Genomic DNA, 25,578 nt, shown 5'->3' with positions numbered 1-25,578 from the left:
GGCTCTGCTTCTTTGTTTTATTTTGAGAGGCAATACTCCTCTTTTAATATACCGAATACTTCCCGATCCACTACCCCTTTGCCGGACCAAAGTGCTGCTTGTCTGAGAGTACCTTCTTTCATAAAACCGTTTTTCAGGAGCACCTTTTTGGAGACTTCATTCTGCGGCATCACATCTGCCTGAACCCGGTTGATACCTGCATGGAGGAACAAGAATTCAAGCACCAAACGAACCGCTTCCGTTGCGTAGCCCCTTCCCCAGTAGGCTTCAGCTAAAAAGTAACCAATTGTCACCATATTCACCTTCTGATTCAGATCAAACATTTCCATGATCCCAATCAATCGATCCTGCTGATCCGCGGCAAAAATCCCCCACTTTACACGAGTCTGTTTATTAAAGTCTCGCTCAAAATGTCCGATCATTTTTCTCACCGTATCTTTGTTATGTTTCGGAAGGATACCGCAGTATTTAAATATCACGTCGTTGCTGTATATTTCGAACAATTCATCCACATGTTCCTCTTCTACTTTCTTAAGTACAAGCATGTCTGATTTCAGAATAGGAAACGAGTCAAAAATGGGGTCCATGTTCTCCTCCTTGTTATTCACCATATTCTTCTTAAGTTCCGACCTATCCCTGTAAGGCTAGATCTTTCAAGAATGGATTACGGGCAGCAATGGCGTTTGCTTTTTTCATGAGGTCTATTCCTTCCGGCCCTTCTGCAAACCGGTTAAGCAGTATCCAGCGCAAGTAAGCGATAGCTTCAAATTTAGTTCTGTCTTCCTCTTGAATAGGATGTAAGGATAGATAGGCAGTGGAGAAAGTTTCAGCAAGGAAAGAAGGCATATAAATACGCTTCAGAAAAAGAGACCAAGAAAAATCAAACCTCGGATCACCAAGCTGTCCATTCGTCCAGTCAATGATCGTCATGCGTTCATCCTTCTCTACCAGGTTGTTTAAGTGAAAATCACCATGGATTAAATGATAGTGTTCGATAGAAGTTACGGATGCTACTTCAGTTACCACAGATAATAGATCCGGATGCTGATCAAGATCGGGAAAATAATAAGCAAAAAAATCGTATTTAGGAAGTGTCAGCGGAAGTAATTTCTCCACATTTACCTGATGAATCTGATACAGCAGGGCTGCGATCTCCTTCATCTTTTGCTCACTATAATCTTGTAGTTCTCCGCCATCATCATAGGTGAGCAGTACTTGCTCACTATGTTCTGAACACTTTCTTCCCCACCCAAGAGGCTTCGACACAGGTAAACCTTGCTCATATAATCCTGATAACAATCGGTACTGATAATCAATATTCGGCTTAGAAACTTTGTTCCACACTTTCAGAATAAAACGATTATCCTGTATACATAGTTTGGTTACTTCTGCTTCCATTCCTTGAGTCATGGGCTGTACGATGATCGGTGGATTTTGTGCTAACAGCTCGTCCAGTAAAGGGTCTTTCTCTATCCAATCCATGTCACGTAACAGAAATATCAGCTCCTTTTTCCTAAAGGTTATAGCCTAAGTGCAGTATCCCTGTTACATTCGCTTAGAGAGCCAAGGAAACCTTTGTAATTCAGGTATAATTGGATATAAAACATTTTTTACTTTCCAGTTAAGATCGAAATAAGGTAAGTTCAAATGAGATCATTTTGAAGAGGGGTTAATATACCATGGAACTGCATATTTCCACTGAACACAGCAATGAAGATAGAACCCGTGTACGGAACAAACTGATTGCCTTTAATCATGCTCATTTTCCTAAAGAACTGAGTAATCGGTACGAAGAATTAAATCTTTTGTTAAAAAATGCAGAAGGGGAAACGCTGGGAGGAATTGTGGGGGACATATGCTGGAACTGGCTAGAGATCCACTACCTTATTCTGGATGAACAAGTTCGCGGACTTGGATATGGGTCAAAGCTGTTATTGGAGATTGAAGGAATAGCCAGGCAGAAATCTTGTGATTTCATTAAACTCGATACACTTAGCTTTCAAGCGCTGGATTTCTATTTGAAATACGGCTATGAAGTATATGGAACAATTCATAATGCAGGCGGGCATACTCACTATTACTTAAAAAAGGATTTAAAAAGTTAATAGGTTCATGTTTAACTATCCTGACCACTTATAAAAAGCCCTGCAGATCTGCAGGGCTTTCTCCATGATTCATATTTCAATAATTACGAAAGTACGTCGTATTTGAATTCATCTTCAACGCTTGAAATATCAACAGTATCATAAATGAGCCAGTTTCCTTCTTTATTTTTCACTAGATAGTACAGGCTCTCCATATCAAATTTCAAAATTTTGTCTGTCTCTTCTGCATACAGAATTGCGGTATTTCCGGTGTACTTAATGACACTCATGAATTTCGCAGACATATCAAAATTAATTGCGTTTAGTAAGCCCTCATCCGTCATCGCTTGCATCATTTCATACAATAGAGATGAAGGGTCCATCGAGGAGAGAAGTAACGCTGTATTTTTTTCGTTAAATCCTTTGTATTGGTTGTTTACGGTCTGCATGATTGCTTTTTCCGTATCTGCTGGTACTTGAACTTGGGTCCCAATCAGATCCTCAGCTGCATAATAGTAGTCCTCGTAGTACAAATCATACTGTCTTAACGTACCATTTGGCATTTTTATCAAATTCACTTCATAGGTTTCTACCGAATCCCAGAAGAAAGGACCACTAATATAACTGCGTGTTCGAGTAACGGTCGCGTAGATATCATCACCATACGCCTCAATGTTATTTACATTGCTGTAGACCACTTTTGCTTTGGAAAGAAATTGATCGCGGTATTCTTCTTTAATCTCCTCATAGTAAGGAGCATCAGGGTGAATGAGCTGCATGGCTTTCGCCAAACTTCGTTCATTTTCCGCCGTTTGCTGTTTTTTGAAAAATTCAGCGACTTGTGCTTTTACCTTGCTATCCGCAATTCCAGTGGAGATGTGAATCGTTTTGTTCTGCTGATTCCATTTCACATCATAACCCGTTGCTTCTGCTACGAATCGAAGCGGAACAAGCGTGCTTCCTTTGGTTATGTAAGGTGCGGCGGAAAGGCTTGTCTTCATTCCATCAATATAGGCTGATTTCTGTCCGACCGTCAGCTGAATTTTTGTCGAACCGTTATTGGCATTAATTCGTTTAGCTGCATTATTATAAGCAACTGTGTAATCAAATGCCTCAAATAATGGACGGAATTGTACGAAAGTGACTCCATTTTTAATTTCAGGGGAAATAGAAAAACTCATTACTTTCCCATCTAGGTATACCTGGATCTTTTTGGTTGCCGCGCTGGCAGGGGCCACGTTACTAAGGACGGTACATACCATCAGCAGAGATAACATAAGAAGCCCTAATTTCTTTCTCATCATGCAGTCTTCTCCTCTAAGTTGTAAGTTTTTCAGGGAAAGAGAACCCTCTCCTCTCATTCCAAAATAATGAAATGAGCCCATCATAAGCCATCGTAACCTCACACAAAAGAGATTTCAATACTTGTGTAACTTTTTACATAAAGGTAAAATATGACAATAGATTAGCTGTCCATACAGCCGTAATCTTACTTTTCCTTACCCTTCTTTTTCGCTGCTGCTTTTTCTTTATTCTCAGCGGCTCGAAACTGTACAATCCTGCTTATTAATTCATATGGAAGTTCCTGATTCAGCGGAAATTGGACAGAACCTTTTGCCCCCTTATATCCGGATAATTCCTCTTTAAATGCCTCGATTCCACTTGGAGCCGGATAAAAGCCAATGTGATTTTTAAAAGCAGCATAATGAACTAGATTCCCACTCAGCGCAAAGGTAGGCATTTGATAACTTATCTTTTCCACTGCATCAGGGGCAGCTTCTTTTATTACCTTTCTGAGCTTCTGAAGGATTTCTTGGATCTCAGCTGGAAACTGGGAAATATATTCATCAACCGACTCAACCTTCGTTTTCTTTTCGTCCATGATAGACATCACTCCGATCTTAAACTAGTTACTTATAACGTCCCACCTTATAGCCGTTATTCTTATGATTCAAAAAAGGCTGCCGAGTATTCTACTACGCCGGATTGATCTTCAAGACTATTTTCACTGAGTTCTAGTGCCATAAATGCATCATCCGGGACTTCAAACGGCGCTTTAATTCCCCATACCGATGCTTTTTTAAATCCAAACTTCGGATAATATTCCGGATGGCCCAAAACAATAACCGAACCGTACCCTAACTCTCTCGCTGCTTGTATTCCTTCTTCAATGAGCCTTCTGCCGATACCTTTATTCTGATATGCAGGTAATACAGAAACAGGAGCCAAGGCAAGAGATTCAGCCGTCTTTCCTTCACCCACGATTTTAATTTTCGAAAAAAGAATATGCCCGATGATTTCATCATTCTCTTTATTTATCGCTACTAAAGACAATTCAGGGATGAACGCTTCCGATGTACGGATCCTGGCAACAAGTTCATGCTCTTTTTTATCACTGAATTCCATAGATTCAAACGCACATTGTACTACCTTCTCTACGGCTTCATAATCCTTCGCTTCTTCTTTTCTAATGATCATATGCATATTTCCATATCTCCTTTTTGGGGACAATCTCTCTACTCTTCATAGTACCCTAAAAGTATACCCGAAGAGCAGGACCTAATTTCACGAAAACCTGGATAAAACCAAACAATGAGAAATCAACTACTAGGTTAAAAATACTAAAGTGATATATAATGGAAGAAATCTTTTGAATGAGGTGAATGGGATGAACTTCCGTATGGTTCGAAGTATGTAGTTGCCGGGCTGGATGAAAACGCGTACCAGCTGTCAAGGGACACGTCTGTCCTTTTGTCCACAGTAACTAAGTATTTGAACGATATGGGCTCAGTTCTTTCTCTAGCTTGTTATGAACCTCAATTTGGAAGGTGGAAGAAAAAAATGAATACACTCGAATACAAAGATTTCTATGATAAAGTAGGAAAACGCATTGGCTGGGATTTTAGTAAGATGAAATGTGTCTCCGATGGATTACCATGGGACTTTTATAATGAAGTAACAAAAGTAACGAAGAAGTCAGATCTCCTGCTTGATATCGGAACGGGTGGCGGCGAAGCAATCCTCTCCATCGCGGATTCTGCACTGCTTCTCGTCGGGATTGACCATTCCACAGGAATGATGGAAACCGCAACTAAAAATGCGGTAAGTTCCGGCATACCTAATGTCCGTTTTCTGCAGATGGACGCAGAACATCTTTATTTTCCTAAACATTTCTTTCAGGTCGTCTCTTCTAGACACTCATGCTTCTATCCAAATGAAATAGCCAAAGTGCTAGCTCCGGGCGGTATATTTCTGACTCAACAAGTAAGCGAAAACGACAAAGGAAATATAAAAGAGGCATTTGGGAGAGGTCAGGCATTCGGTAAGAAAAACGGGACATTAAAAAATGGGTATATTACGGAACTAAGGGAAGCTGGCTTTACGGATATTAAGGCCTTTGAAGGGAACGTAACCGAATATTATCAGACACCGGAAGACTTACTGTTTCTCTTGAAGCATACTCCGATTGTTCCTAACTTTGGAGAAACCGAAGATGATTTTCAAATCCTCGAGCAATTGATTAGGGACAATCAGACGGACAAAGGAATAATGACCAATTCATCACGATTTATGATTATAGCTCGAAAGTAACAACCTACGTAACAAAAACCATACCAAAAAGGGATACTCATAGGCGAGTATCCCTTTTGTTATTTAACCGTATGAAAATGCTTAATGACTACATTATCAAATATTGCCGTTCCGCCTTCAGCAAACAGAGTGATTGATTTGTCGTCCGATTCCGGGAAAATTTCATTCGTAAAGGCGACTCTACCATCATCAATAAAAACTTCAATACTTGTTTTATCAACGAGAATTTTTAAATGCACCTTCTTGTTTTTCCCATCAAATGGCGCGGTACTTTCTACATATCTATTACTCTCATCAGGATGTCCTGTTGAAGCACGGTTCACATAAGTATACTCACCTTCTACAAAAACACCGACATCTACATGGCGAGTCTTATCATCGGATTCTCGAAGTCTGAGTCCTACATTCTTTATCTCTGACCAAGAAATATCCGCCTCCAGCTGATACATGTCTCCTGTTACATCAAGGGTTGTGGAGCCATCCACTTCGATATGTTCAAACGTACCCGTTGAACTTGTTAACTCATCTAATGCTTCAATGGGTTGGGATACTAAATAGTACCTGTTATCTCCTTCTGCCTGTAACTCGATCTGACGGACAATGGAGTCTGTACCGTTAAAACCTTCTTCGAGGGTAGGGGTAACATGTGCGTAATCCCAATTATTCATCCAAGCTAACGCATACCGATGATTATATTTATCACTTTCCACTCCGTCTTCAAACGTTACCGCACCATACCAGTCAAATCCATAATCCAACCACTGAGGCTCGGTCTGATTCGGAATAAACTGTTCTCCATCAAAATCTCCGATCCAATATGCATACGTATTTGGTTGACCTGTAGATTTGCCGTTGGCACTGACACCGAGGACCCACTTTAGTGTACCGTCATCCGCTCTTAACTGATAAAGATCAGGACATTCTAGTACTCCGATATTTTCAGCATGGAAACTGCTAGTATACTGCCAATCTTTTAAATTATCGGACTCGTAAAATCCAATTTTTGACCCTTCCGCCACCGTCATCACCCATTTATGCGACTCATGATCCCATATCACTTTTGGATCTCTAAAGTCTTCCACTCCCGGATTCGCTAGAACAGGCGTATCTCCATAAGGCTGGAACGTTTGGCCGCGATCTGTACTGTACCACAAAAATTGTTCCTGCTTCCCTCCATCTGCTGAGGGCTGTGTCAGGATTGCTACAATTGCACCTTCACCAAATCCTGCTGTATTTGTATCATCTACAACAACCGAACCCGACCATGGATCTCCATTTTGATTCGTGTATTTGGGAATCGCAACGCCTTCATCTTCCCACTCCACTAAATCTACAGAAGTCGCATGCCGCCATTCGGTACCGTTGCCTTCAGGATAATCGCTATTATAAAGATAATAATAATGATATTCTCCATCGAAGTAGATCGGTTTTTGAGGGTCGTTTTTCCATTTATCAGGAACAGTAAAGTGATATCCGGGACGAACACTTACCTCTGGAATCGGATGAATAGTAGCTTCCTTATCGTTTTTAACTGCGGTATAAGTGATAAGTGCTAATGCGATTAAACAACAAGCGAAAAAGATGAACATAACGGTTTTACTTCTCCTCAATTTCTCAACTATATTCAAATGCATCCCCCACTTTTGCTCTGATCATATTGCTGTTAAAACTTACAGATAAAAAGAAAGTAAATGCTATATATAATCAGCATTTACTTTCAGTTCTTAGATCTCTTTTTTATTTGGTTTGTTTGAATTGTTTGAGTTATTTGAGTGGTTCGGTTTATTCGAATTGTTTGGTTTGTTCGGTTTATTCGAATTCTTCGTAGAGATGGTGATTTGACCTTGCTCTAGAATGCTGTCCTTCACAACCGAAGTCGTAGAATTTTTAATATTCATTAAGAAACTTGGCGCAAAAGTAGAGTGTTGATCATCAAACATTCCTCTATTCGTCATGTAGCTTGTAATAACTACATTATCACCTTTCACTTGTGGAATCGCAAAGTGAGCGTATGTCCAAGTAATATCCGTAGGATCAAGATCTTGATGCAGTACAAGTCCCGTACCGTTCAGTGGTTTATAAGGACCAGTTAATGAATTAGATACATATCCAAGCAGGTAGATATCTTCATCATCGATTCCATCAATGTACATTTTAGATCCTCTTGAACTTGTGAACAGGTACCATTTACCTTTCAATTTAAATACATTCGGACGCTCAATTTCATCTGTAACTGTATTGGAAGCAATCAGAGGTTTCAATTCTTTTTTGAATGTATAATCATCATTAAGTTCAATAATACCAAGTGCTCCATTCGCGATTTCCGCAAATGTTCTTACTGGGCTTTCGAGCAATTTTTTTCTTTCAGCTTCGAAGAAAGCTTTAGTTCCACCGTAATAAGCTGGGTTATTAAGGGATTCTGCCCCTTGATATCCTGTCTTTTTACCTGTATTTGCTTCAAACACAAGATATTTACGTCCTTTGTCCTCTACGTAGTGAGGATCTCTTAAGGTATGGTTATCGTTGTAGTCACCTTGACTGAAACCAGTTGATTCAACGTTTTGATAGATTTCGCCATCTTTTCCGTCATAGATCGATTTTAGATCTTCTACACCATCAATCTTCAGCGTGTTTTTATTTGGCGCTGATACATTGACTTGAGCTGTAGTCAAAATTTGTTTTCCGTAAAAATCATTAGCAGGATCCCATGCTTGACGATTCGTATAGAACAAGCGAATTTTCCCATCTGAAGTTAACGTTGCAGAACCGGACCATTCTTCCGCTTGGTCGTTTAGAAGGGTGTCGCCAGGTACAAGTTTATCGCTATCTTTAAATACGCGGCCAGCATTCTTCCAGCTGGAAAGCGAAGTTTCGCCTGCTTTTTTATAGAACAAGTAAATGAATGTATCTGATCCACGTTTTGGGTCACCAGCTAAGGCAAAAACAATTTCATAACCTTTGTAGTTGGCTACAGTCCCATCCGCATTTTGCAGCGGCCAAGAGTCCCAAACATCCATTTCAATTTTATTGCCATTCTCATCATATTTCACTGCTGAAGGAATGTTCTGAATCGTAGACGCATCAAATTCAGGAACCTTAAATTGTTCACTATTTTGTTGCGCAGGTATTTTCAGCATATCCGCACGAGTGATATGGGAAAATCCGTACGTTTCTCCTGCATCCTTATGATTGTTTCCTTTGGCTAATGCCGAAGCCCCTCCGCTAACCAACAAAGAAGCGGACAAGGATAATACTACCGTTTGTTTCATCATCTTTTTAAAATTCATAACTGACTCCTCTTTTATAATTAACTTTAAACTCATTGTAATAAAAGCGGGTCATATTAAACATGTCTTACATTGATGCTTTTTGCGGCTTATATTGATTTGTCTATTTATTCGCATACTTTTCCCATGAAGATTGGAGCTCATCGAGCAGCTGATCTCCGCTTATCTGCTTCCGAACATAAGCTTGCATCGCGTATCCGAACTCATCCCTTGTCTGTTCCGGAAACTTAAACCAATTCCAGGACAAGGTTTTCTTATCCTCTACATAACGCATTAGATCCTTCACGAGCGATTCTGAGTAATCCGTTTCTATATTTTTAAATGCAGAAATAAAATGGAATTGCTCTTTCATGAACTTTTTTCCCTGTTCCGAAGATACCATCCAGTTCAAAAACTTCTTTGCTTCTTTTTTCTCTTCGGGTGAAGACAGCTTATTCACAGCCCAGTTATTCGAAACTCCGATTGGCAGAGCATCATTTTTCGCATGATCATTAATCGACATAGGGATAAATCCAATATTTATATTGGGTGATATTTCCCTGATTTTAGACTCCACCCAGTTGCCCTGTTTCAACATCGCTGATTTACCTGTTGCAAACCGCTCTACCTCGGTATTATAATCAATCGTCTCATAATCCGAGTTACCATACTCCATGGTGAGGTCCAGCATTCGAATAACATCCTTGATCTCTTTATTCCCACGGATGGTTTGTGTTCCTTCATTTAAAGCTTGAATAAAAGCGTTTGGGTTGTCCTGCTGAGCAAAAGCGATATTGAGCATGAGGATAAAAAACCAATTATCTCCGTAACCCACGGTAAAAGGCGTTATCCCTTCGGCCTGTAATTTTTCAGCCGCCTTTTTTAATTCGGTAAATGTAGTAGGAAGTGTATCAATCTTGGCCTTAGCGAAAAGGTCCTTATTGTAGATGAAGCCGTAGCCTTCAAAATTAATCGGCATTCCATATATTTTTCCATCTATTGTCATCGGCTCAAGTGCCTGATCATAGGCTTGATCCACCCATGGCTGATCAGATAAATCCTCTAGATACCTTTTCCATGCCTTAGCTTCTTCGTAGCCACCGTTCGGAAAAATATCTGGACCTGCATCAGCAGCAAATCTCGCTCTCAATTCACTAAGGTAGCTTGCACCCCCGCCGTAAGTTAAAACCTCAATTTTCACATTTGGATTTTCCTCTTCGTATACTTCTGCCATCTTCTCGAACTCGGTCGCAATTTCTACTTTGGGATTCAGGATTTCCAGAGTAATTGTCTTTTCTGCTACAAGAGGTTTTGCTTCCTTCTGTGAAACGACGTCCCTTCCACATGAAGAAAGAGACAGGGTAATAAACCCTGCCATAATCAGAATTCCTATTCGTTTCATGTTTCCTCCATTACTTCCGTTGTATATACTTATACATTTGCCATTCTGATCTCGCCGGTTATCCTATTTTGCCGCTCTATATTTCGATATTCAATCGGTGTCTTACCTACGTGCTTTTTGAACAATTTAGAAAAATAAATTTCATCTTGGTATCCGAGCTTCAAAGCAATCGAGTACATCTTCTCGTCCGTTTCAATTAACCACTGTTTCGCTTGATTAATTCGTAACTGGATTACGTAACTCGAGAGCGTCATCCCTACCTTTTGTTTGAATCGCCGCGAGATATGCTCACGGCTTAGAAAAAACCGAGTTGATAGCTTATCTAAACTTAATTCTTCCATATAGTGTTCTTCTACAAAAGTAACAATATCTTGCATACGTCTTGCATCATCAAGATCTGCTAAACGGTGAATTGCTCTGTAATTCTGTTCTGCCATAGACCTCTGTGCAGATTGATAGGAGGATGCAATCTCTTGTAATGAACGGATGGAATACCCACTGACCAAACGTACGGGAATATCAAACTGCTGTGTAATCCATTCTTCCACCTCAAAGAACTGACCCACCGCCGATAGAATCACACTCACATGCGGATCAGTCTGAAGGGTATATGCATTCCCCAGTCTTCGAGCATCTAGTTCACGGCTCAGATGCTGTATGTAAGGTCCCGAGTGATGCGTTTGATAAAAATACATTAACGTAAGATCGTACGCATCCGCTTGCGGAAGAGAGGAAGCTATTGCATCCAAATCGAAACTTTCTCCGTTACAAGCGGAGGTGATCTCTCTGTTCAAACGAAACGATTTTACCTCTTCATAAAAACCCGACTCTACATTGCGGCGTTCTTCCTCTTCCAGCTTCCAGGCATTTACCGCTCTTGTTAAAGCTTCATTCAACAACTGATCTTCGATCGGCTTCATTAAATAATCGACGCATCCATGCTGAAGCGCTTTTCGCATATAAGAATAGTCATCAAATCCCGAAATCATAATTACTTTTCCCGGGTAGGAAATGGCTCCTAGCCATTCGATTAATTCAATTCCGTTATTTTTAGGCATTTTAACGTCGGTCAGAATAATCTCTGGACATTCCAGATCAATAATCTGTTTCGCCTCGATCCCATTTTTGGCTTCAAATATGTCTGTGATTCCATGTTTCTCCCACTGTCCCAAGAAACGAATAATTTTTCTTACATTGTTTTCATCATCTACGATTAGAGCCTTCATGTCTTACTCCTCCTTCGTACTTAAGTGGAATCACCAGCCGTACGGAGAATCCTTCTCCCTGCAAGTTGTCTACTGTGATTCCTGCTAACTGATCGAAATGAAGAACCAAGCGATCATGAATGTTTTTTAAACCGATATGTTTTAGTGAGTAATTCTCTTCATTCGCGGTTGCATAAATATTGTTTTGTAATAATTCCAGTTCCTCCGCCGTCATACTGTTTCCGTTATTTTCAACGACTAGATGGATATTCTCGCCCTGAATTTCGCCGTATATATGTAAGCAGGCTTGTTCATATCCCTTGTCATAGCAATGTTTAAAAAAGTTTTCAACGAGTGGCTGCAAAATCATACTCGGAACGGGAACATCAAGAATTTCTTCAGGAATCTCAAGTGAGTAACTAAAGTCATTCTGAAAACGCTCCTCTTGAAGGTGCAGATAGGCTTTGACATACTCTACTTCACTCTGAATCGTTGCTTTTTGATCGATTCGTATAGAGTAACGCATCATTTTAGATAGAGAGTTGATGAGCTGGTAGACCTTAGGTGAATCAGATAGAATAGCAACCGTAGCAATGGATTGCAATGCATTAAACAAAAAGTGCGGATTAACCTGCGACTTTAACGCCCGATGCTGGTTCTTCCTATTTTCTATCTCAAGTTTGTATTCCCGGTCAATATGCCGATTAATTCGGTTCATCATATCTTTGATATTTCGCTCCAGGATCCCAATTTCATCCTCTCGTTTATCGTTAAACGGAGCATTCATATTCCCTGCCTCTATGCTCTGTACCTTTTGACTAAGCAGTTTGATCGGACGTGTAACATAGTAGGAAATAACGGCTACCATAATCATACCGAGACCTCCCACAATGACACCAACGATGATGTTTGTGTAGGCTGTTGATCTCACGCTCTCAAATAATAATTGGCTTGAGGTGATTTTTGTAAAATGCCAATCTTTAATTGGCCCTTGCAATGAGTTAGTAAAAATAATATTCCCATCAGAAAAGGTTGCCCCCGCTGAAGAAGAATAGATGATATCCGCTAATTCCGCCGGAACTGCCCTGCCTGTCCAGTTGTCATTACTTGTGTATATAACGTGCCCCTCTGCATCTGTCAGGAGCACCGTTTCATTTTTTGCAAGCACATGATTTGCCAGGCTCGCGATCTGATCCAGATCCATATCTATTGTAATGATCCCAAGAAATTCATTCGTCAGGGTATCCATGATCTTATGGTGAATGGTAAGAACCACCGATTGATCAGATTCTGGCAAAATGGAAGTATTGTTATAGTTCACAATTGGATGAGGCGGTTCAATAACATAGTTCATCTCTGAATTCATGAGTTTCTGGATCGAAGCTTGTTTCAATAGTTCCTGATCCCGTTTACCCGTACTAAGCATAGCGTTATAGACGGAATAAGAGGTCTGTTCTGCTTCGATATAAAATCCAATCTGACGAAACTCACTTCTCATCAGGTAAAAATGTATCATATCTTTTCTGATATCACGCAGTTTATGATAAGGTGAGTCTTCAAATCCCGCTTCAAAGAAGCGAAACAAATCGGGATTTCGATATAAAAGATAAGGGAGATTCAGAATATTATCAAAATATTGTGCTATATCCGTAGATGCCTGCTGCATCTGCTCTGTGCTGTTCTCCAGTTCATGCCGTTCCACATTTTCCTTCGTCTGCCGATAGATGAGCAGTACGGAGAGGAAATAAGGAAGAATGATAAAAACAAGCAACAAGATTAGTAAGCGATTCTGGATGCTTTTCAACAATACATACTCCTTTATATGAAGACATTTTCCAATGTTTGGTTGATTGAAGTGGACAGTATAATCAAATAAATACTTGCTGCATGCAGCAAGTATTCACAAAAGTTTCTATTATTCTCATAACGTATCCTTATAGCGTGTTCATTCGAAACTCGCATATCTATTACTATGGTCCGGACAAACTTTTGTTCATTATTACCCAATTAAGATTCAGATGAAACAATGCTTTCTATTAAATGTTCACTAAATCCGAGAATTAGCACTCACCTCGACCATTGTATCAATTACAGCTCATAAGACTAAAGCTTACACCTATCCGCCTATTTATTATGGACTAATCATTTTTCACAGATTATAATAACAAAATACATCATAAAAACGAACATTAAGGCGGTAAAAATGAAGAATTATATGCAAATATTTCACGGCACTGCGTTTACGAGTAAGTCTCCTAAAGAAATTGAAATTTTAAAAAATCACCTTTTCTGTATTAATACAGATGGAATCATTGAAAAGATTGTTGCACCCAATGATCCAGTATATCAAACATTACTAGATGCATATCAAGGAAAACCTAACTTCCATTCAGTAGATGAAGGGCAATATTTCTTGCCCGGTTTCGTCGATCTGCATGTACATGCGCCTCAGTGGGCTCAGTCTGGAACTGCACTCGATATTCCACTTTATGATTGGTTACATACCTATACCTTTCCACTAGAGTCTAAATTCTCAGATCTCGATTTTGCCAAGGAAGTCTATAATGATGTGGTAAGCACCTTACTTGCCAATGGAACCACAACCGCTCTTTATTTTGCAACCGTGCATAAAGAAGCAAGTATATTGTTAGCTGAGATTTGTGCGAGTAAAGGTCAGCGTGGTCTCGTCGGAAAAGTAGTGATGGACGACCCAGAGGGCAATCCAGAAACCTATCGGGACGCGGATACTCAGACAGCCTTAGCAGATACGGAAGAGTTTATTATCGCTGTACAGGAACTAGCCAAAACTACCAAACAAGGCGTTTATCCTGTTGTGACACCAAGATTCATTCCAAGCTGTACAGATGAAGGTTTACAAGGACTCGGAGAACTCGCAGCGAAATACGATACTTATGTTCAGTCCCACTGCAGTGAAAGTGATTGGGCGCATGGATATGTACAAGATCGTTTTAATAAAAACGATGCTTTTGCTCTAAATGATTTTGGCTTGCTTCGTGATAAATCGGTAATGGCTCACTGCAATTTCCTGGATAACGATGATGTCAAATTATTCGCTGAGACCGGAACGGCGATTGCCCATTGTCCAGTATCTAATGCTTATTTTGCAAATAGCGTAATTCCTGTTAAAGATTTTCATTCCAAGGGTGTTGAGATCGGACTCGGATCGGATATATCGGGCGGTTTCTCACCTAGTCTATTCGATAACATCAGACAAGCCGTTATCTCTTCCCGGATGCTTGAAGATGGTGTGAACCCTAACATTCCTGCCGAAGATCGCGGTATGCCTAATTCCCGCATTACCGTTGATGAGGCGTTCTATCTTGCTACAGCAGGCGGCGGCGAGAGCTTAAGCTTACCGATCGGCCGTATTAAAGAAAACTATGTATGGGATGTACAAGTAATTGACACGAAGTTACCCACTGCTAAATTGCCTATTTTCAATGAAAATGAAGACTTGCATGATGTTTTCCAAAAAATGATGTACCTTGTAAGGCCTGAACATATCCGTGAAGTCTGGGTACAAGGCGAGAAAGTTCATACACGTTAAGAATTGAAAAAATAGAGAAAAACCGGGGTGTACATCAGAGTGAAAACACAAGTAGAGCATCAAGATAATGCGGAAATAAGATCACAACATCTAACTGTCTTACCGGATGAGAAAGTACCGTTCTTCAAATCTACCTTCCTAGGTTTACAACACGTACTCGCTATGGATATCTACGTGGTCCCTTTTCTGATCGCAATATTACTTGGTTTACAATCCAATCAGTCGAGTGCTTTGATTCAATCTACTTTTATTGCTGCGGGGATCGGAACGATCGTACAATCCTACTTTTGTATGAAACTGCCTATGGCCCAGGGACCTTCGTATGTTCCGCTGGGTGCGATCATCAGTATTTATGCTGCTAGCGGCGGCGGGGAATTAGGTTGGAGTTCAGTGCTCGGTGCGAGTTTGGTCGGTTCGCTACTTGTGATCGGACTAGGATTTACCGGTGTATATAATACGATTGTCAAAAACTTCATTCCGCCTGTCGTAGGCGGTACGATTATCTTTAACGTAGGACTTTCATTACTGCCTGTTGCACTGCAAGATAATATCTATGAAGCTTCCGGTGCTACCATTCAGCAAAATGTTCTGCTAGCGCTGATTACCGGTGCTGTACTTATGTTTTTCGTTATTCTTGGTTCTCTTTTAGGTAAAAAGGGATCTTTCTTCCGAATCACATCCGTACTTATGGCGTTAATCGCTGGATGTATTGCAGCAAGCTTTATGGGCGTCCTGGATTTTTCAGCGGTAGCAAATGCGAAATGGTTCAGCATGCCGCAGATTCCTTTTAAAGATTTCGGATTTTCTTTCAATCTTTCAGCGATTATTACGATGGTCATTGTTTATCTCGTACTCATGGCAGAAACAACAGGTACTTGGTTTGCCATCAGCAACGTAATTGATCGGCCCTTAACGGATAAAAGCATTAACCAAGGTGTAATTGGCGAAGGAATCAGCTGCCTGGTTGCTTCCCTGCTCGGTTCGACTCCGGTTACTGGTTATTCCACAAATGCGGGAATTATTTCGATCACCGGTATTGCCAGCCGCCGTGTCTTTCTCGCGGTAGGAGGATGGTTTGTCCTCTTCGGTTGTCTTAGTAAACTTGCTGTGCTGATCTCTTCGATTCCATCTGCAGTCATCGGCGGCGTATTCGCTATCATCTGCGGAATCATCGCTATTAACGGACTGCAGGTAATCAAGAATCAAACTATGGGCGAAAAAGAAATGTATATTATTGCGATTCCAATGATTTTCACACTCGCTTTAGTGCTCATTCCTGATGAATTCTTATCTTCCATGCCTACTTTCGTGCAATATATCTTGGGCTCTCCAATTCTCGTTGCCTCGGTTGCCGCGATTGTGCTCAATAAAATATTGCCAAGTGCAAAGTAATTTAAAACCCGAAGTTGCCCCCAAAGGATATAATTGATCCTTTGGGGGCATTTTTTTATTCAGTCTTTGATAATTTGGCTTTATAAAAACTAACAAAGTACTCGCTAACTTGAGCCTGATTATCAATCATCTCAATAGGGGCAATCAACTTTATCCTCTCTCCATTAAAATCGGCTGTCTTTTCTCCGATTGTTGCAGTAAGTGAGTTCCCATTAAAGCGGATCATAACCCTTTTTGTTGCTGGATTCCATTCCACAACTGAACCAAATTGCTCAAAACTTGTTCTCAGCTGTACGAGTTTACGCTCTGATTCTCCAAACACTTTTTTCTGAATTACCGCATGAATGCCCCAGTTGGCATCCACGACTTGTGTTATACCGAAATCGGTGGACACGGACATAAAAGAGTATGCTTCATCTTCTGTTAAGTTCATTCCTTTCATCAGAAAAGCCTTCGTCTTCAGGGCCGCATCTTTCATCGCTTTGTCGATGGATGATTTATTATAAATATCCTGCTGAGCATTTTCTCCCAGCTCTTCTAAGTAGTTCGCATAGCTGAATCCATGGATCACCCACTCGTTCTCATTCTCGAGCAGTGGGAAGTTAAGGCCGCTTAACTTGTTATTCAGCGATGCTTTTTTATGTAAAATGATTTGAATATCGCCTGTTAATGAAGTTTCAATCGCAGTTCCATTCAGTTCTGAATCTCCTTGCCCTGCATGCGGATCACCGATAGACAAGAGTGCTCCAGGAACAGAAACGGGATAATACATAGTAGCTCCTTCTGTAACACGCCAATCATCAATATTACCGCCGTAATAGGATGGAGGAACCGAATTCACAATATCCGCTTCTTTCGGTGCTACACTCATCGTTCCAAAATGAAGTCTTACCGGAATCTGAACATCTTTTAAAACGTTATTGTTTCTTTCAATTGTATCAGGATCAACGATAAGGCCGGGATAATCCATCGTTGGATGTATCTTTCCATTCGGATCTGTTTGAGGTGTCCATTTATAACTGTACAATGCCTTTGCATAGTCTGTTCCCCCAGCGGAATCCATCTCATAGATCGTTATCACTTCGCGCTTGATTGGTTCTTCGATCATCTCACCGTATAGGTACCCCCATCTCGAAGCAACATTGGCACCATAGGTTTTACCTGCATACTGCTCATTCCCGTTCGGACGCAGCTTCATATCGAGTATTTTCACTTCAAGAACATCTCCGGGCTCCGCTCCTTCGACTGCAATCGGCCCTGTCATAATATGTACGCCCGGTCCACGATCTGCCACGTTCTGTTCCGTTTCGTTCCAGTGGTAAATATCCTCTACTCCTTCATCCCCTTGAATCATTCGTTCATAATCATCCCCGGAATGATGGGTCACCGCCTCGACGGTAACAATATCTCCTGAGTTTACGGTAAGGACAGGCTTGCCTACTCCGATGTTCCCCCAGCGAATATTATCTGCATTTGCTGCGAGATAATGGGTTTTCGGCATGCTACTCACCTTATCTGCGTTAGCATTACTAACTCCATAATTCGGATTCACCAAAAGTAACAAGGATAAAGCAACGAAAACTTTGCACATATTACGTTTTTTCATAATTCATCTCCCCAATATTTAGTATATGTTACTTTTTCTTACTTAATATGGGATTGATTATATCAAACGGTTTTTCCATGAACAATATAAACATTTTTATTAGGCTGAATTTAATTTTTGATCAACTACTTTGTTTTCGATGGGTTCTAAGCATGAAATATGTGATTATGAGGAGGAAATACGAGTATGTGAGCTTTTCTAAAATGTGGTTTGAGCCAAGGAATTCTAATCTTAAGACAACAAAAAGCCGCCCTATTGGCGACTTCTCTTGTTGGTAATTTCTTATTCGTTTTTACTAAACGGTATCCATTTTTATATTAATTTTTCTGTCTTTATAATAGTATTCCTTGTCATGCTCATTGATTTCGCGAAGCACACGGCATGGATTCCCAACGGCAACCACATTAGCTGGAATATCCTTAGTTACCACACTGCCTGCACCGATCACTGTGTTATCACCAATCTTCACGCCTGGAAGAATCACAGCGCCCGCACCAATCCATACATTCCTACCGATATGAACGGGTAAGTTGAACTGTGTTACAGGCTCACGCAGCTCAGGCAGAACCGGATGGCCTCCCGTAGCAACCGTCACATTTGGGCCAAACATTGTATAATCCCCGACATAGATATGCGTATCATCTACCATCGTCAGATTAAAGTTAGCATACACATTGCTTCCAAAGTGCACATGCTTTCCACCCCAATTCGCATGAAATGGAGGCTCAATATAGCAGTCGTCTCCAATTTCAGCAAACATCTCTTTCAAAAGCGCTTGGCGCTTTTCTCCTTCAGATGGACGGGTTGCATTAAAATCATACAGCTTCTCTAAACATTTCATTTGTTCTTTCATCAGCTCTTCATCGGTGCAGCTATAAATCTGGCCTGAATGCATTTCTTCATATATATTCATATGATCACACCTTTCTTGTTGAATATGTACTCTGGTAAAGCTTATCTTGAATAGCAGGATCATTACAACTCTTTCTGAATATCTTCTGAGTTGCGAATAGAGTGAAAGTACCTACGATGAGTAAATCGCTAAAATAAAAACAGTCTAACGATAAAGGACGCACTTCAATGGAAGGTCATCCCTATCGTTAGAAATAGTCTGTTCTAGCACATTCCTCATGTAATGATTCGCTTATAACAATTATTGGCCCTGACTTCGGCGGTCATGTGACACCGCATAAGCATCGTGGCGGAAGTTTAAAATAGGATCTTTCGAGCATTCGATACCTGTTGGTACGTCCGTTGGATCAAAAACACGATCCTGAGCTTTCTCGTCTGCTATACCGGTGATTGATAACTCACCCACCACAATCCGTTCTCGGTCCTCCGGCCAAGCAGAGGTTGGATCGTCCGTTGGATCTCCCTCCTGCCCTAGAACTACAGATAATTGAAACGCTACAGGCCCTTTTGATAGCCTCTCGGCTAGTTCATCCTCCAAATAATTGGGCGATTGCGCTTTGACTTCTTCATTCGTCAAATAATGCAGACCCGCTTCTGGTTCCCACTCATATTTAACAGCCTGCCGTTCGCCATTGCTATTGATAAAATAGTAAGCATGAATGGAATGATAGCGGTTGGTAGCAAAACTGAGCGGAGGCTGCAGCATTTTCACAGCTTGAAGCCCGGCTCGGCTTTCCTCATATTTCTCCATGACCGCTTTAAATTTGTCTGCCGTTGTCGCTCCCTCAACTGAATTTTCTTTAATCGTGCCTAAGATATCAATAAAGGATTGAGGTGTTTTGGCAAAAAAGATCGGCAATGTAATAGTAACCAAACTTGTCACACCCCCATCAGGCAATTCAAACTGAACAGCCATCCCTTTCGCAGGTGAAAAAACATCCGGTATGGATGGATTCGTTGAGCTGTTGGAGAAACGTACGAGAGCTTGCACCTCATGATTTTGCAGATGGGGTGCTGTTGTTAAGGACGCCGCTTGTCCATTAGGAGTGAATACTGCATGATATACGACTCCTTTAGCGTGTGCACGTCGGTAACTTGGATATTTACCTGCGACTTCCTCAATAGAGTCCACGGCTTCAACTGCAAGTCCAGATGATTCAACATTTTTATTATCCATTTTCGTTCACCTCTTTGTAATTTATCAAAAACAAAAAAGGGGATATATTCATCCCCCTTCTTCTAGCTTTGCGAAGCGTCTAATAGATCATTCCAGGACTTCACAATACGCTGACCGCGCCAAATATCTCTGACCGTAGCATCAGGATAGGCACTATACCAACCGGACGCAGTTACCTGATACTTGGCGATGTAGTCTTTTGCTTCCGCAGATTCAATTCCGGGAAAATCCACCAGTTCATTAAACATGTTATTTAACAAATCCGGAATTTCGGTTCCAAAATCATTGATATAACTGTCCCAATCGCCATCATATGCTGTCGCAAATAGCAAGCGTGTGTCGTTATCAAAAATCACAAAACGCATATCGTGAACGGTCGCGATCCGCGCCATTGTCTCCGCTTGTCTCGAAGCGCTTTTTTTCAACTTCTCACGAAGACGATCTGCACCCCCTTCTTTAAGCGGCGCAATGATCGTAAGTTCGGATATCTCACCTTCCCGCAAACCTGCTCGTCCAGCGCTAGTAATGGGATTCGTCTGATTTTGTCCTTCTTTCATGTTAATTCCTCCTTAGATATGATGTTAATCCAGCTCTGCCATCCACCGTAATGCCGTCATGCTGGGAATGAAAAAGTACTCGCCGCCCTTAGTAATTGAGAAACTGGGAAGTTCCTTTACTCGGTGGCGGATAGGCTTGTCTGGAATCGTAAATATCCCTTCCCCTTCATTTTTACCGGTAATCGGGTCTTTTTCGGTTGATATGCCGGCGAAATTGCCTCCATTTAACCAATCCGTCTTGATAAATTCGAACTGCCGAGACAATGAACTGCATATCCCTGCAAAAATAATCCCTCGATCCTGTCCGTCATCCTCCATCACCCCTTCAGGGAGTACAGGACCATACATCGTCGAACGCCGAAGCAACCGATGAATGTTCACATTAACTACAGAATCTTGCAAGCTGTCCCGTGGAAAAGCACGCCGGATATGCGAGCTTACCGGACATTTGAAACCTTTCGGGTCATCCGCGTACGTAAATGCATTTCGGCGGTGGACATCTTCCCCGAGTGCTGGATCATCCGTTTCCGGGGCCAGACTTAAAGGAGCACCACTTGGCCATCTTCCCACCATTTTTGCAGCCAAAAGTTCTTCATCGTCCCGATGATCGGCATGCTCCCGCAAATAACGACGAAAAGCCGCAACTCTCATATGGAGCTTACGGAAACTGAGGTAACTACCGTTATGACCCAGTTCTACCGGTTCCGGACCCTTGGTTATGGTACCGGATTCGTTCAAATAGCCGAACAGGAATTCACCAGCTTTAACCTCCCCTTCCTGCCCCACTGCGCCTGGTATATGATTTCCTTCAATTCTCGGGTTGCTAATTCCATCCATGAAGCCAAGGTGCGTACGTCCGTCTGGATTCATACCGACCTCAAGCCGGTAGATGACAGATATACCACGCAGGTCGCTGTGAATTCGGCGGGCTGCTTCTTCCGCTTGATGCAGTGCTTCTTCAGTGGATGCAAAAAGAGCAAGCGCCACATCAACTTTGTCAGTACCGAGTGGGTCTTCCCAGTGTTCTGTGCTGCTTTCGTTCACGTCGCCTAACTTTGCGGCCCGGGCAGCCATGCCCTCCCGAAACTCTATGTCGAAGCTGTTTAACGAATCCTGAGGAACCCCCAGCTTCTCTAGCCCTCGATAAGTAAAACCAACGTTGACCCAAGCACCTTCGTGTGGTTTACTCCATTGTCCGGCCGATGTTACTTCATCGAGAAGCCGCTGGAGCATCGCTTTCCCGTCCTGCAAATGGTCGATGGATAACAGTACATAAGTTCCTACATAAGGGGTTGGCCGTTCTTGTAAAACGATTCCTTGAATGTCATCGTAATTTAGATTTTTCGGTTCTGTGTCTATGACGTTCACCCCTCCCTACGTTCTTAGATTCGTAATCATAATGTTTAAAAAGAGGGCCATTGCCTCATCAATTCTTCTATCTAATTAAACCTCTCTCAGATAGTTAACCAGGTAAGACTCCTTACATACCGGTGTGCAAGACGAGTGAGAACCCTTACTTCCGGGGGTACATCACATGCCAAAAAACCGATCCTCACGGACCGACTCACCTTCTCAGGAAGCTTCCATACTAATTATTTCTAGGTGTGATCTATTTGATTGAGATACCTCCTTGGTTATAGATACCATAACTCATTGAAGTACATATCATTTTGTTACTTTTGAATGAATCTAAGACAAGGGAGTTATCATGATGAAAAGAATCGTAACACTAAGTACTCGCAGACTAATGGATACTGAAAAATACGGCGGATGCGGCGCATGCCAAACCTCTTGCCAATCCGCTTGCAAGACTTCTTGCGGGGTTGCTAACCAGCGTTGTGAAAACCCAATGAACAAGTAAGGAGCTTGATTACTAAGAATGATTCATCAATATCAACTGAACGGATACAATATCGTGCTCGACACCTACAGTGGTTCGGTGCATGTTGTTGATGATCTGGCATATAAAATTATTGAACTTTATGAGCAGACACCTCCAGAAGAAATTCTAAAGTTGATGCTTGAAGAATATAAGCAAGACGCGGACATTACGGAGAAAGACATTCGCGATACCATCGCAGCTGTTGAGGAACTCAAAGAAACAGGCCAACTCTTTACAAGCGATCCGTATGAGAAACTTTCTATGGATTTAAGAAATCGTAAAACATATGTGAAAGCGCTGTGCCTCAATGTTGCACATACCTGCAACCTATCATGCGATTATTGCTTCGCTAGTCAAGGGAAATACAACGGCAACCGGGCAATCATGAGCTATGAGGTTGGGCAAAAAGCGATCGATTTCCTTCTAGAGAATTCAGGTCATCATCGGAACCTAGACATTGACTTCTTCGGCGGCGAACCGCTCATGGCCTGGAAAGTCGTTAAACAGATTGTCGCTTATGCCAGAAGTAAAGAGAAAGAATATAAGAAAAAGTTCCGTTTCACCTTTACGACAAATGGCATGCTGCTGAACGATGAAGTTACCGAATTTTTAAATCAGGAAATGTACAACGTTGTACTCAGTTTGGACGGAAGAAAAGAAGTTCATGACCGGCTACGTACAACAGTTAATGGAAAAGGCAGTTATGACCATATCGTACCGAAGTTTCAGGAATTCGTTCGAAAACGCGGACAACAAGAATACTATGTGCGGGGAACCTACACGGGGAATAATGTTGATTTCACAAACGATATTTTTCATATCGCAGACCTTGGTTTTGATAAAATCTCGATGGAGCCGGTTATCTGTGATCCCCGGGAGCCTTACGCACTAACCGAAAAAGATCTCCCCGAAATTTATAACCAGTATGAAATTCTTGCTAAAGAAATGATGGAGCGTGATGAACAAGGCGAAGGCTTCACCTTCTATCATTACATGCTGGACCTCTCCGAAGGACCGTGCATTCAGAAGAGAATTACCGGATGCGGATCGGGAACGGAATATCTTGCGGTAACGCCATGGGGCGAGCTTTTCCCTTGTCATCAGTTCGTCGGGGATAAAGATTACAGCATGGGCAATCTGTGGGATGGCATCACACGGACGGATCTGCAATGTCAGTTCAAGGAGAGCAACTGCTATTCGAAGCCGGAATGCAAAGATTGCTGGGCGAAACTTTATTGCAGCGGCGGCTGTCCTGCCAATGCTCTGCATGCAACAGGTTCGATCAACGGCACCTATGACTTTAGTTGCGACGTCTTCCGCAAGCGGGTGGAGTGCTCTATGATGGTGAAGGTTGCAGAGTCGATGAGAGCAATGGAGAATGACTCTCAGGAGCCCACCGCTTAGTATTAGATCAATTAATAATATTGTGATAAACGAGGTTATTCGCTGTGCAAAAAAGGATAGATGAATACAGGTTTTCCTCCTGTTCATCTATCCTTTTCTTTTACCTTCTTTTCTTTTGAAGAAATTCTATCCCCTTACTTCATGCCATCGTTTAGTTACTGTAATCGCTCATTTCCGATGAAGATCCCAGGACGGTCAGCATCATAATACAGCTTTGAAATCTCCCACTTTCGGGAACGACGCACAGCACCTGCTCCCCCTCTGTTAGACGACCCGAATTCAGCAATTCCTCAAGCATAATATATATGGAAGCCGATCCCGTATTACCTTTCGTATATAAATTCGTGAACCATTTCTCTTCAGGGATGTTCACTCCACCAAGCTCAAACAACCGAAATATTTCCTCTTTGAAAAAATGAGATGAATAATGGCAGACCATCCAGCCAATCGTCTCAGGATTAATCTTGCCTTCTTCGACGAGCTCTAGGATTCGATTCGTACCCACCTTTGTAATTTCATTAACAAGCCTCACATCTTGCTTCAGATTAAGGGCTCCTTGATCTGCTGCTTCATGAATGGATGGATAATCAAGCCAGGAAGAGATGCCGCTCTCTTTATCCATACCTGAATACATACAAACATCGTATTGATTCGCATAGGACTTGTTGTCTATCCATTCAATTCGCAGCGATTGACCTTCCTGAGAAGGAGTATTTTGCAGTACCGCTGCACCTGCACCATCTGACAGCATAAATCTTAAGAAATCCGTATCGAATGGTACTCGACCGTTCGCATAATTCTTTTGTGCTTCAAACTTTGTATGTTTAAACTCACGGCTCAGAAACTCACTGGCACATGAGATTGCTACTGTATTCTCACCCGATTTTATATGTAAATAAGCATTCTTCAAGGCGTGCATTCCACTGGCACATAACCCCGTATGCGATGAAATTTCCATAACAGGTAATTCAGTCTCTGCATGTACCATACTTGCAAATCCAGGGAGGAGTAAGTCGGCTCTTGTTGTTCCTGCCGCAAGAAATCCAATCTGATGTTCATCTACATTCCCATTCCGATTTAGTGCATCGCGAATAGCTAAGGAGGCCATTTCTGTGTTGGAATATAAACTCTTTTGTTCCTTATTCATCGCATAGTAGCGATAACGAATTTGATTTTTCCCCAAAATAATTCGTTTGGTCTTGGATGTCTTGCCTCCTATTTTTCCAAGATAATCTTCAATTTCATCATTACTAACGGGAGAGCCTGGAAGGAACTTACCTAAACTTGTAATATAGACAGAATTCATATAGCACCTCACTATTAAATTTATTAATAGTTATAGATATTCCCTCTGATGAAAAAATATCACTCTTTATTCCAAATGAAGTAGTCTTCCAGTAAATGAGAGAGCATCATTCGTAGTGTTTCATCATAACGATAAAAGGACATGACAGTACCTAATTCGTACCATCATGCCCTTATCGTTTAATAGCAAGAGTAAAGCGCTAGAATAAAAACAGTCTAATAATAAA

General features: G+C 41.5%; 22 protein-coding genes. 6 read left to right on the top strand and 16 right to left on the bottom strand.

Features of this window, described 5'->3' with window-relative positions; genetic code table 11:
• Nucleotides 1-17: 17 nt before the first annotated feature.
• The gene (locus H9647_RS18880) at nucleotides 18-587 is read right to left on the bottom strand and encodes a GNAT family N-acetyltransferase (RefSeq protein ID WP_225229408.1); all 570 of its coding nucleotides are present in this window, start codon (nucleotides 585-587) and stop codon (nucleotides 18-20) included.
• A gap of 43 nt (nucleotides 588-630) precedes the next feature.
• Nucleotides 631-1,482, bottom strand: coding sequence for a phosphotransferase (locus H9647_RS18875; RefSeq protein ID WP_191802875.1), 852 nt, complete (start codon nucleotides 1,480-1,482; stop codon nucleotides 631-633).
• 197 nt (nucleotides 1,483-1,679) lie between these two features.
• Here H9647_RS18875 and H9647_RS18870 point away from each other — a divergent pair, with 197 nt between their 5' ends.
• Nucleotides 1,680-2,105, top strand: coding sequence for a GNAT family N-acetyltransferase (locus tag H9647_RS18870; RefSeq protein ID WP_191802873.1), 426 nt, complete (start codon nucleotides 1,680-1,682; stop codon nucleotides 2,103-2,105).
• 83 nt (nucleotides 2,106-2,188) lie between these two features.
• On the opposite strand, the gene H9647_RS18865 is transcribed toward H9647_RS18870, so the two are convergent.
• From H9647_RS18865 to H9647_RS18855, 3 genes are all read right to left on the bottom strand, one after another.
• Nucleotides 2,189-3,388: a copper amine oxidase N-terminal domain-containing protein gene (locus H9647_RS18865; RefSeq protein ID WP_191802871.1), complete on the bottom strand. Its 1,200-nt coding sequence runs from the start codon at nucleotides 3,386-3,388 to the stop codon at nucleotides 2,189-2,191.
• 185 nt (nucleotides 3,389-3,573) lie between these two features.
• The gene (locus H9647_RS18860) at nucleotides 3,574-3,966 is read right to left on the bottom strand and encodes an iron chaperone (protein WP_191802867.1); all 393 of its coding nucleotides are present in this window, start codon (nucleotides 3,964-3,966) and stop codon (nucleotides 3,574-3,576) included.
• 62 nt (nucleotides 3,967-4,028) lie between these two features.
• Entirely contained in the window at nucleotides 4,029-4,568 is a 540-nt protein-coding gene (locus H9647_RS18855) for a GNAT family N-acetyltransferase (protein ID WP_191802865.1), read from the bottom strand.
• Between the two features lie 357 nt (nucleotides 4,569-4,925).
• Between H9647_RS18855 and H9647_RS18850 the strand changes: the two genes are divergently transcribed.
• Nucleotides 4,926-5,675, top strand: coding sequence for a class I SAM-dependent methyltransferase (locus H9647_RS18850; RefSeq protein ID WP_191802863.1), 750 nt, complete (start codon nucleotides 4,926-4,928; stop codon nucleotides 5,673-5,675).
• Nucleotides 5,676-5,734: 59 nt separating this feature from the next.
• On the opposite strand, the gene H9647_RS18845 is transcribed toward H9647_RS18850, so the two are convergent.
• The 5 genes from H9647_RS18845 to H9647_RS18825 form a co-directional block, all read right to left on the bottom strand.
• On the bottom strand, nucleotides 5,735-7,264 hold the full coding sequence (locus tag H9647_RS18845; protein WP_318245340.1) for a glycoside hydrolase family 32 protein: 1,530 nt from the start codon (nucleotides 7,262-7,264) through the stop codon (nucleotides 5,735-5,737).
• A 135-nt stretch (nucleotides 7,265-7,399) separates the two neighbouring features.
• Nucleotides 7,400-8,962 carry a glycoside hydrolase family 68 protein gene (locus tag H9647_RS18840; RefSeq protein WP_191802859.1) on the bottom strand — a complete coding sequence of 521 codons (1,563 nt, stop codon included), beginning with the start codon at nucleotides 8,960-8,962 and terminating at the stop codon, nucleotides 7,400-7,402.
• A 103-nt stretch (nucleotides 8,963-9,065) separates the two neighbouring features.
• Nucleotides 9,066-10,343: an ABC transporter substrate-binding protein gene (locus H9647_RS18835; protein ID WP_191802857.1), complete on the bottom strand. Its 1,278-nt coding sequence runs from the start codon at nucleotides 10,341-10,343 to the stop codon at nucleotides 9,066-9,068.
• Between the two features lie 29 nt (nucleotides 10,344-10,372).
• Nucleotides 10,373-11,569 (bottom strand): response regulator transcription factor, encoded by a 1,197-nt coding sequence (locus tag H9647_RS18830; RefSeq protein ID WP_191802855.1) that lies wholly within the window; start codon nucleotides 11,567-11,569, stop codon nucleotides 10,373-10,375.
• Nucleotides 11,547-13,352: a cache domain-containing sensor histidine kinase gene (locus H9647_RS18825; RefSeq protein WP_191802853.1), complete on the bottom strand. Its 1,806-nt coding sequence runs from the start codon at nucleotides 13,350-13,352 to the stop codon at nucleotides 11,547-11,549. Before H9647_RS18825 ends, H9647_RS18830 begins: the two co-directional genes overlap by 23 nt.
• A 399-nt stretch (nucleotides 13,353-13,751) precedes the next feature.
• Between H9647_RS18825 and guaD the strand changes: the two genes are divergently transcribed.
• Both guaD and H9647_RS18815 read left to right on the top strand, forming a co-directional pair.
• Nucleotides 13,752-15,116 carry a guanine deaminase gene (gene guaD / locus H9647_RS18820; protein ID WP_191802850.1) on the top strand — a complete coding sequence of 455 codons (1,365 nt, stop codon included), beginning with the start codon at nucleotides 13,752-13,754 and terminating at the stop codon, nucleotides 15,114-15,116.
• Between the two features lie 39 nt (nucleotides 15,117-15,155).
• Entirely contained in the window at nucleotides 15,156-16,508 is a 1,353-nt protein-coding gene (locus H9647_RS18815; RefSeq protein ID WP_191802848.1) for a uracil-xanthine permease family protein, read from the top strand.
• Nucleotides 16,509-16,563: 55 nt separating this feature from the next.
• On the opposite strand, the gene H9647_RS18810 is transcribed toward H9647_RS18815, so the two are convergent.
• The 5 genes from H9647_RS18810 to H9647_RS18790 form a co-directional block, all read right to left on the bottom strand.
• On the bottom strand, nucleotides 16,564-18,114 hold the full coding sequence (locus H9647_RS18810; RefSeq protein WP_191802846.1) for an acetamidase/formamidase family protein: 1,551 nt from the start codon (nucleotides 18,112-18,114) through the stop codon (nucleotides 16,564-16,566).
• A 295-nt stretch (nucleotides 18,115-18,409) separates the two neighbouring features.
• Complete coding sequence (locus tag H9647_RS18805) at nucleotides 18,410-19,027, bottom strand: sugar O-acetyltransferase (RefSeq protein ID WP_191802844.1); 618 nt, start codon at nucleotides 19,025-19,027, stop codon at nucleotides 18,410-18,412.
• Between the two features lie 240 nt (nucleotides 19,028-19,267).
• Nucleotides 19,268-20,203, bottom strand: coding sequence for a catalase family peroxidase (locus H9647_RS18800; RefSeq protein WP_191802842.1), 936 nt, complete (start codon nucleotides 20,201-20,203; stop codon nucleotides 19,268-19,270).
• Between the two features lie 62 nt (nucleotides 20,204-20,265).
• Nucleotides 20,266-20,760, bottom strand: coding sequence for a hypothetical protein (locus H9647_RS18795; protein ID WP_191802839.1), 495 nt, complete (start codon nucleotides 20,758-20,760; stop codon nucleotides 20,266-20,268).
• 24 nt (nucleotides 20,761-20,784) lie between these two features.
• Nucleotides 20,785-22,128: a Dyp-type peroxidase gene (locus H9647_RS18790; protein WP_318245338.1), complete on the bottom strand. Its 1,344-nt coding sequence runs from the start codon at nucleotides 22,126-22,128 to the stop codon at nucleotides 20,785-20,787.
• A 343-nt stretch (nucleotides 22,129-22,471) separates the two neighbouring features.
• Between H9647_RS18790 and scfA the strand changes: the two genes are divergently transcribed.
• Entirely contained in the window at nucleotides 22,472-22,621 is a 150-nt protein-coding gene (gene scfA, locus H9647_RS18785) for a six-cysteine ranthipeptide SCIFF (protein WP_160033811.1), read from the top strand.
• An 18-nt stretch (nucleotides 22,622-22,639) separates the two neighbouring features.
• A complete protein-coding gene (scfB, locus tag H9647_RS18780; protein ID WP_191802837.1) occupies nucleotides 22,640-24,046 on the top strand; it encodes a thioether cross-link-forming SCIFF peptide maturase in 1,407 nt (468 codons plus the stop codon).
• A gap of 151 nt (nucleotides 24,047-24,197) precedes the next feature.
• Here scfB and H9647_RS18775 read toward each other — a convergent pair whose 3' ends face one another.
• Nucleotides 24,198-25,352 (bottom strand): beta-ketoacyl-ACP synthase III, encoded by a 1,155-nt coding sequence (locus tag H9647_RS18775; RefSeq protein WP_191802835.1) that lies wholly within the window; start codon nucleotides 25,350-25,352, stop codon nucleotides 24,198-24,200.
• Nucleotides 25,353-25,578 lie beyond the last annotated feature (226 nt).

Origin of the sequence: Paenibacillus gallinarum (assembly GCF_014836635.1) — a bacterium.
Classification (GTDB): domain Bacteria; phylum Bacillota; class Bacilli; order Paenibacillales; family Paenibacillaceae; genus Paenibacillus; species Paenibacillus gallinarum.
Note: the sequence above shows the minus strand (reverse complement) of the source record. Positions and strands in the feature narration are given on the sequence as shown.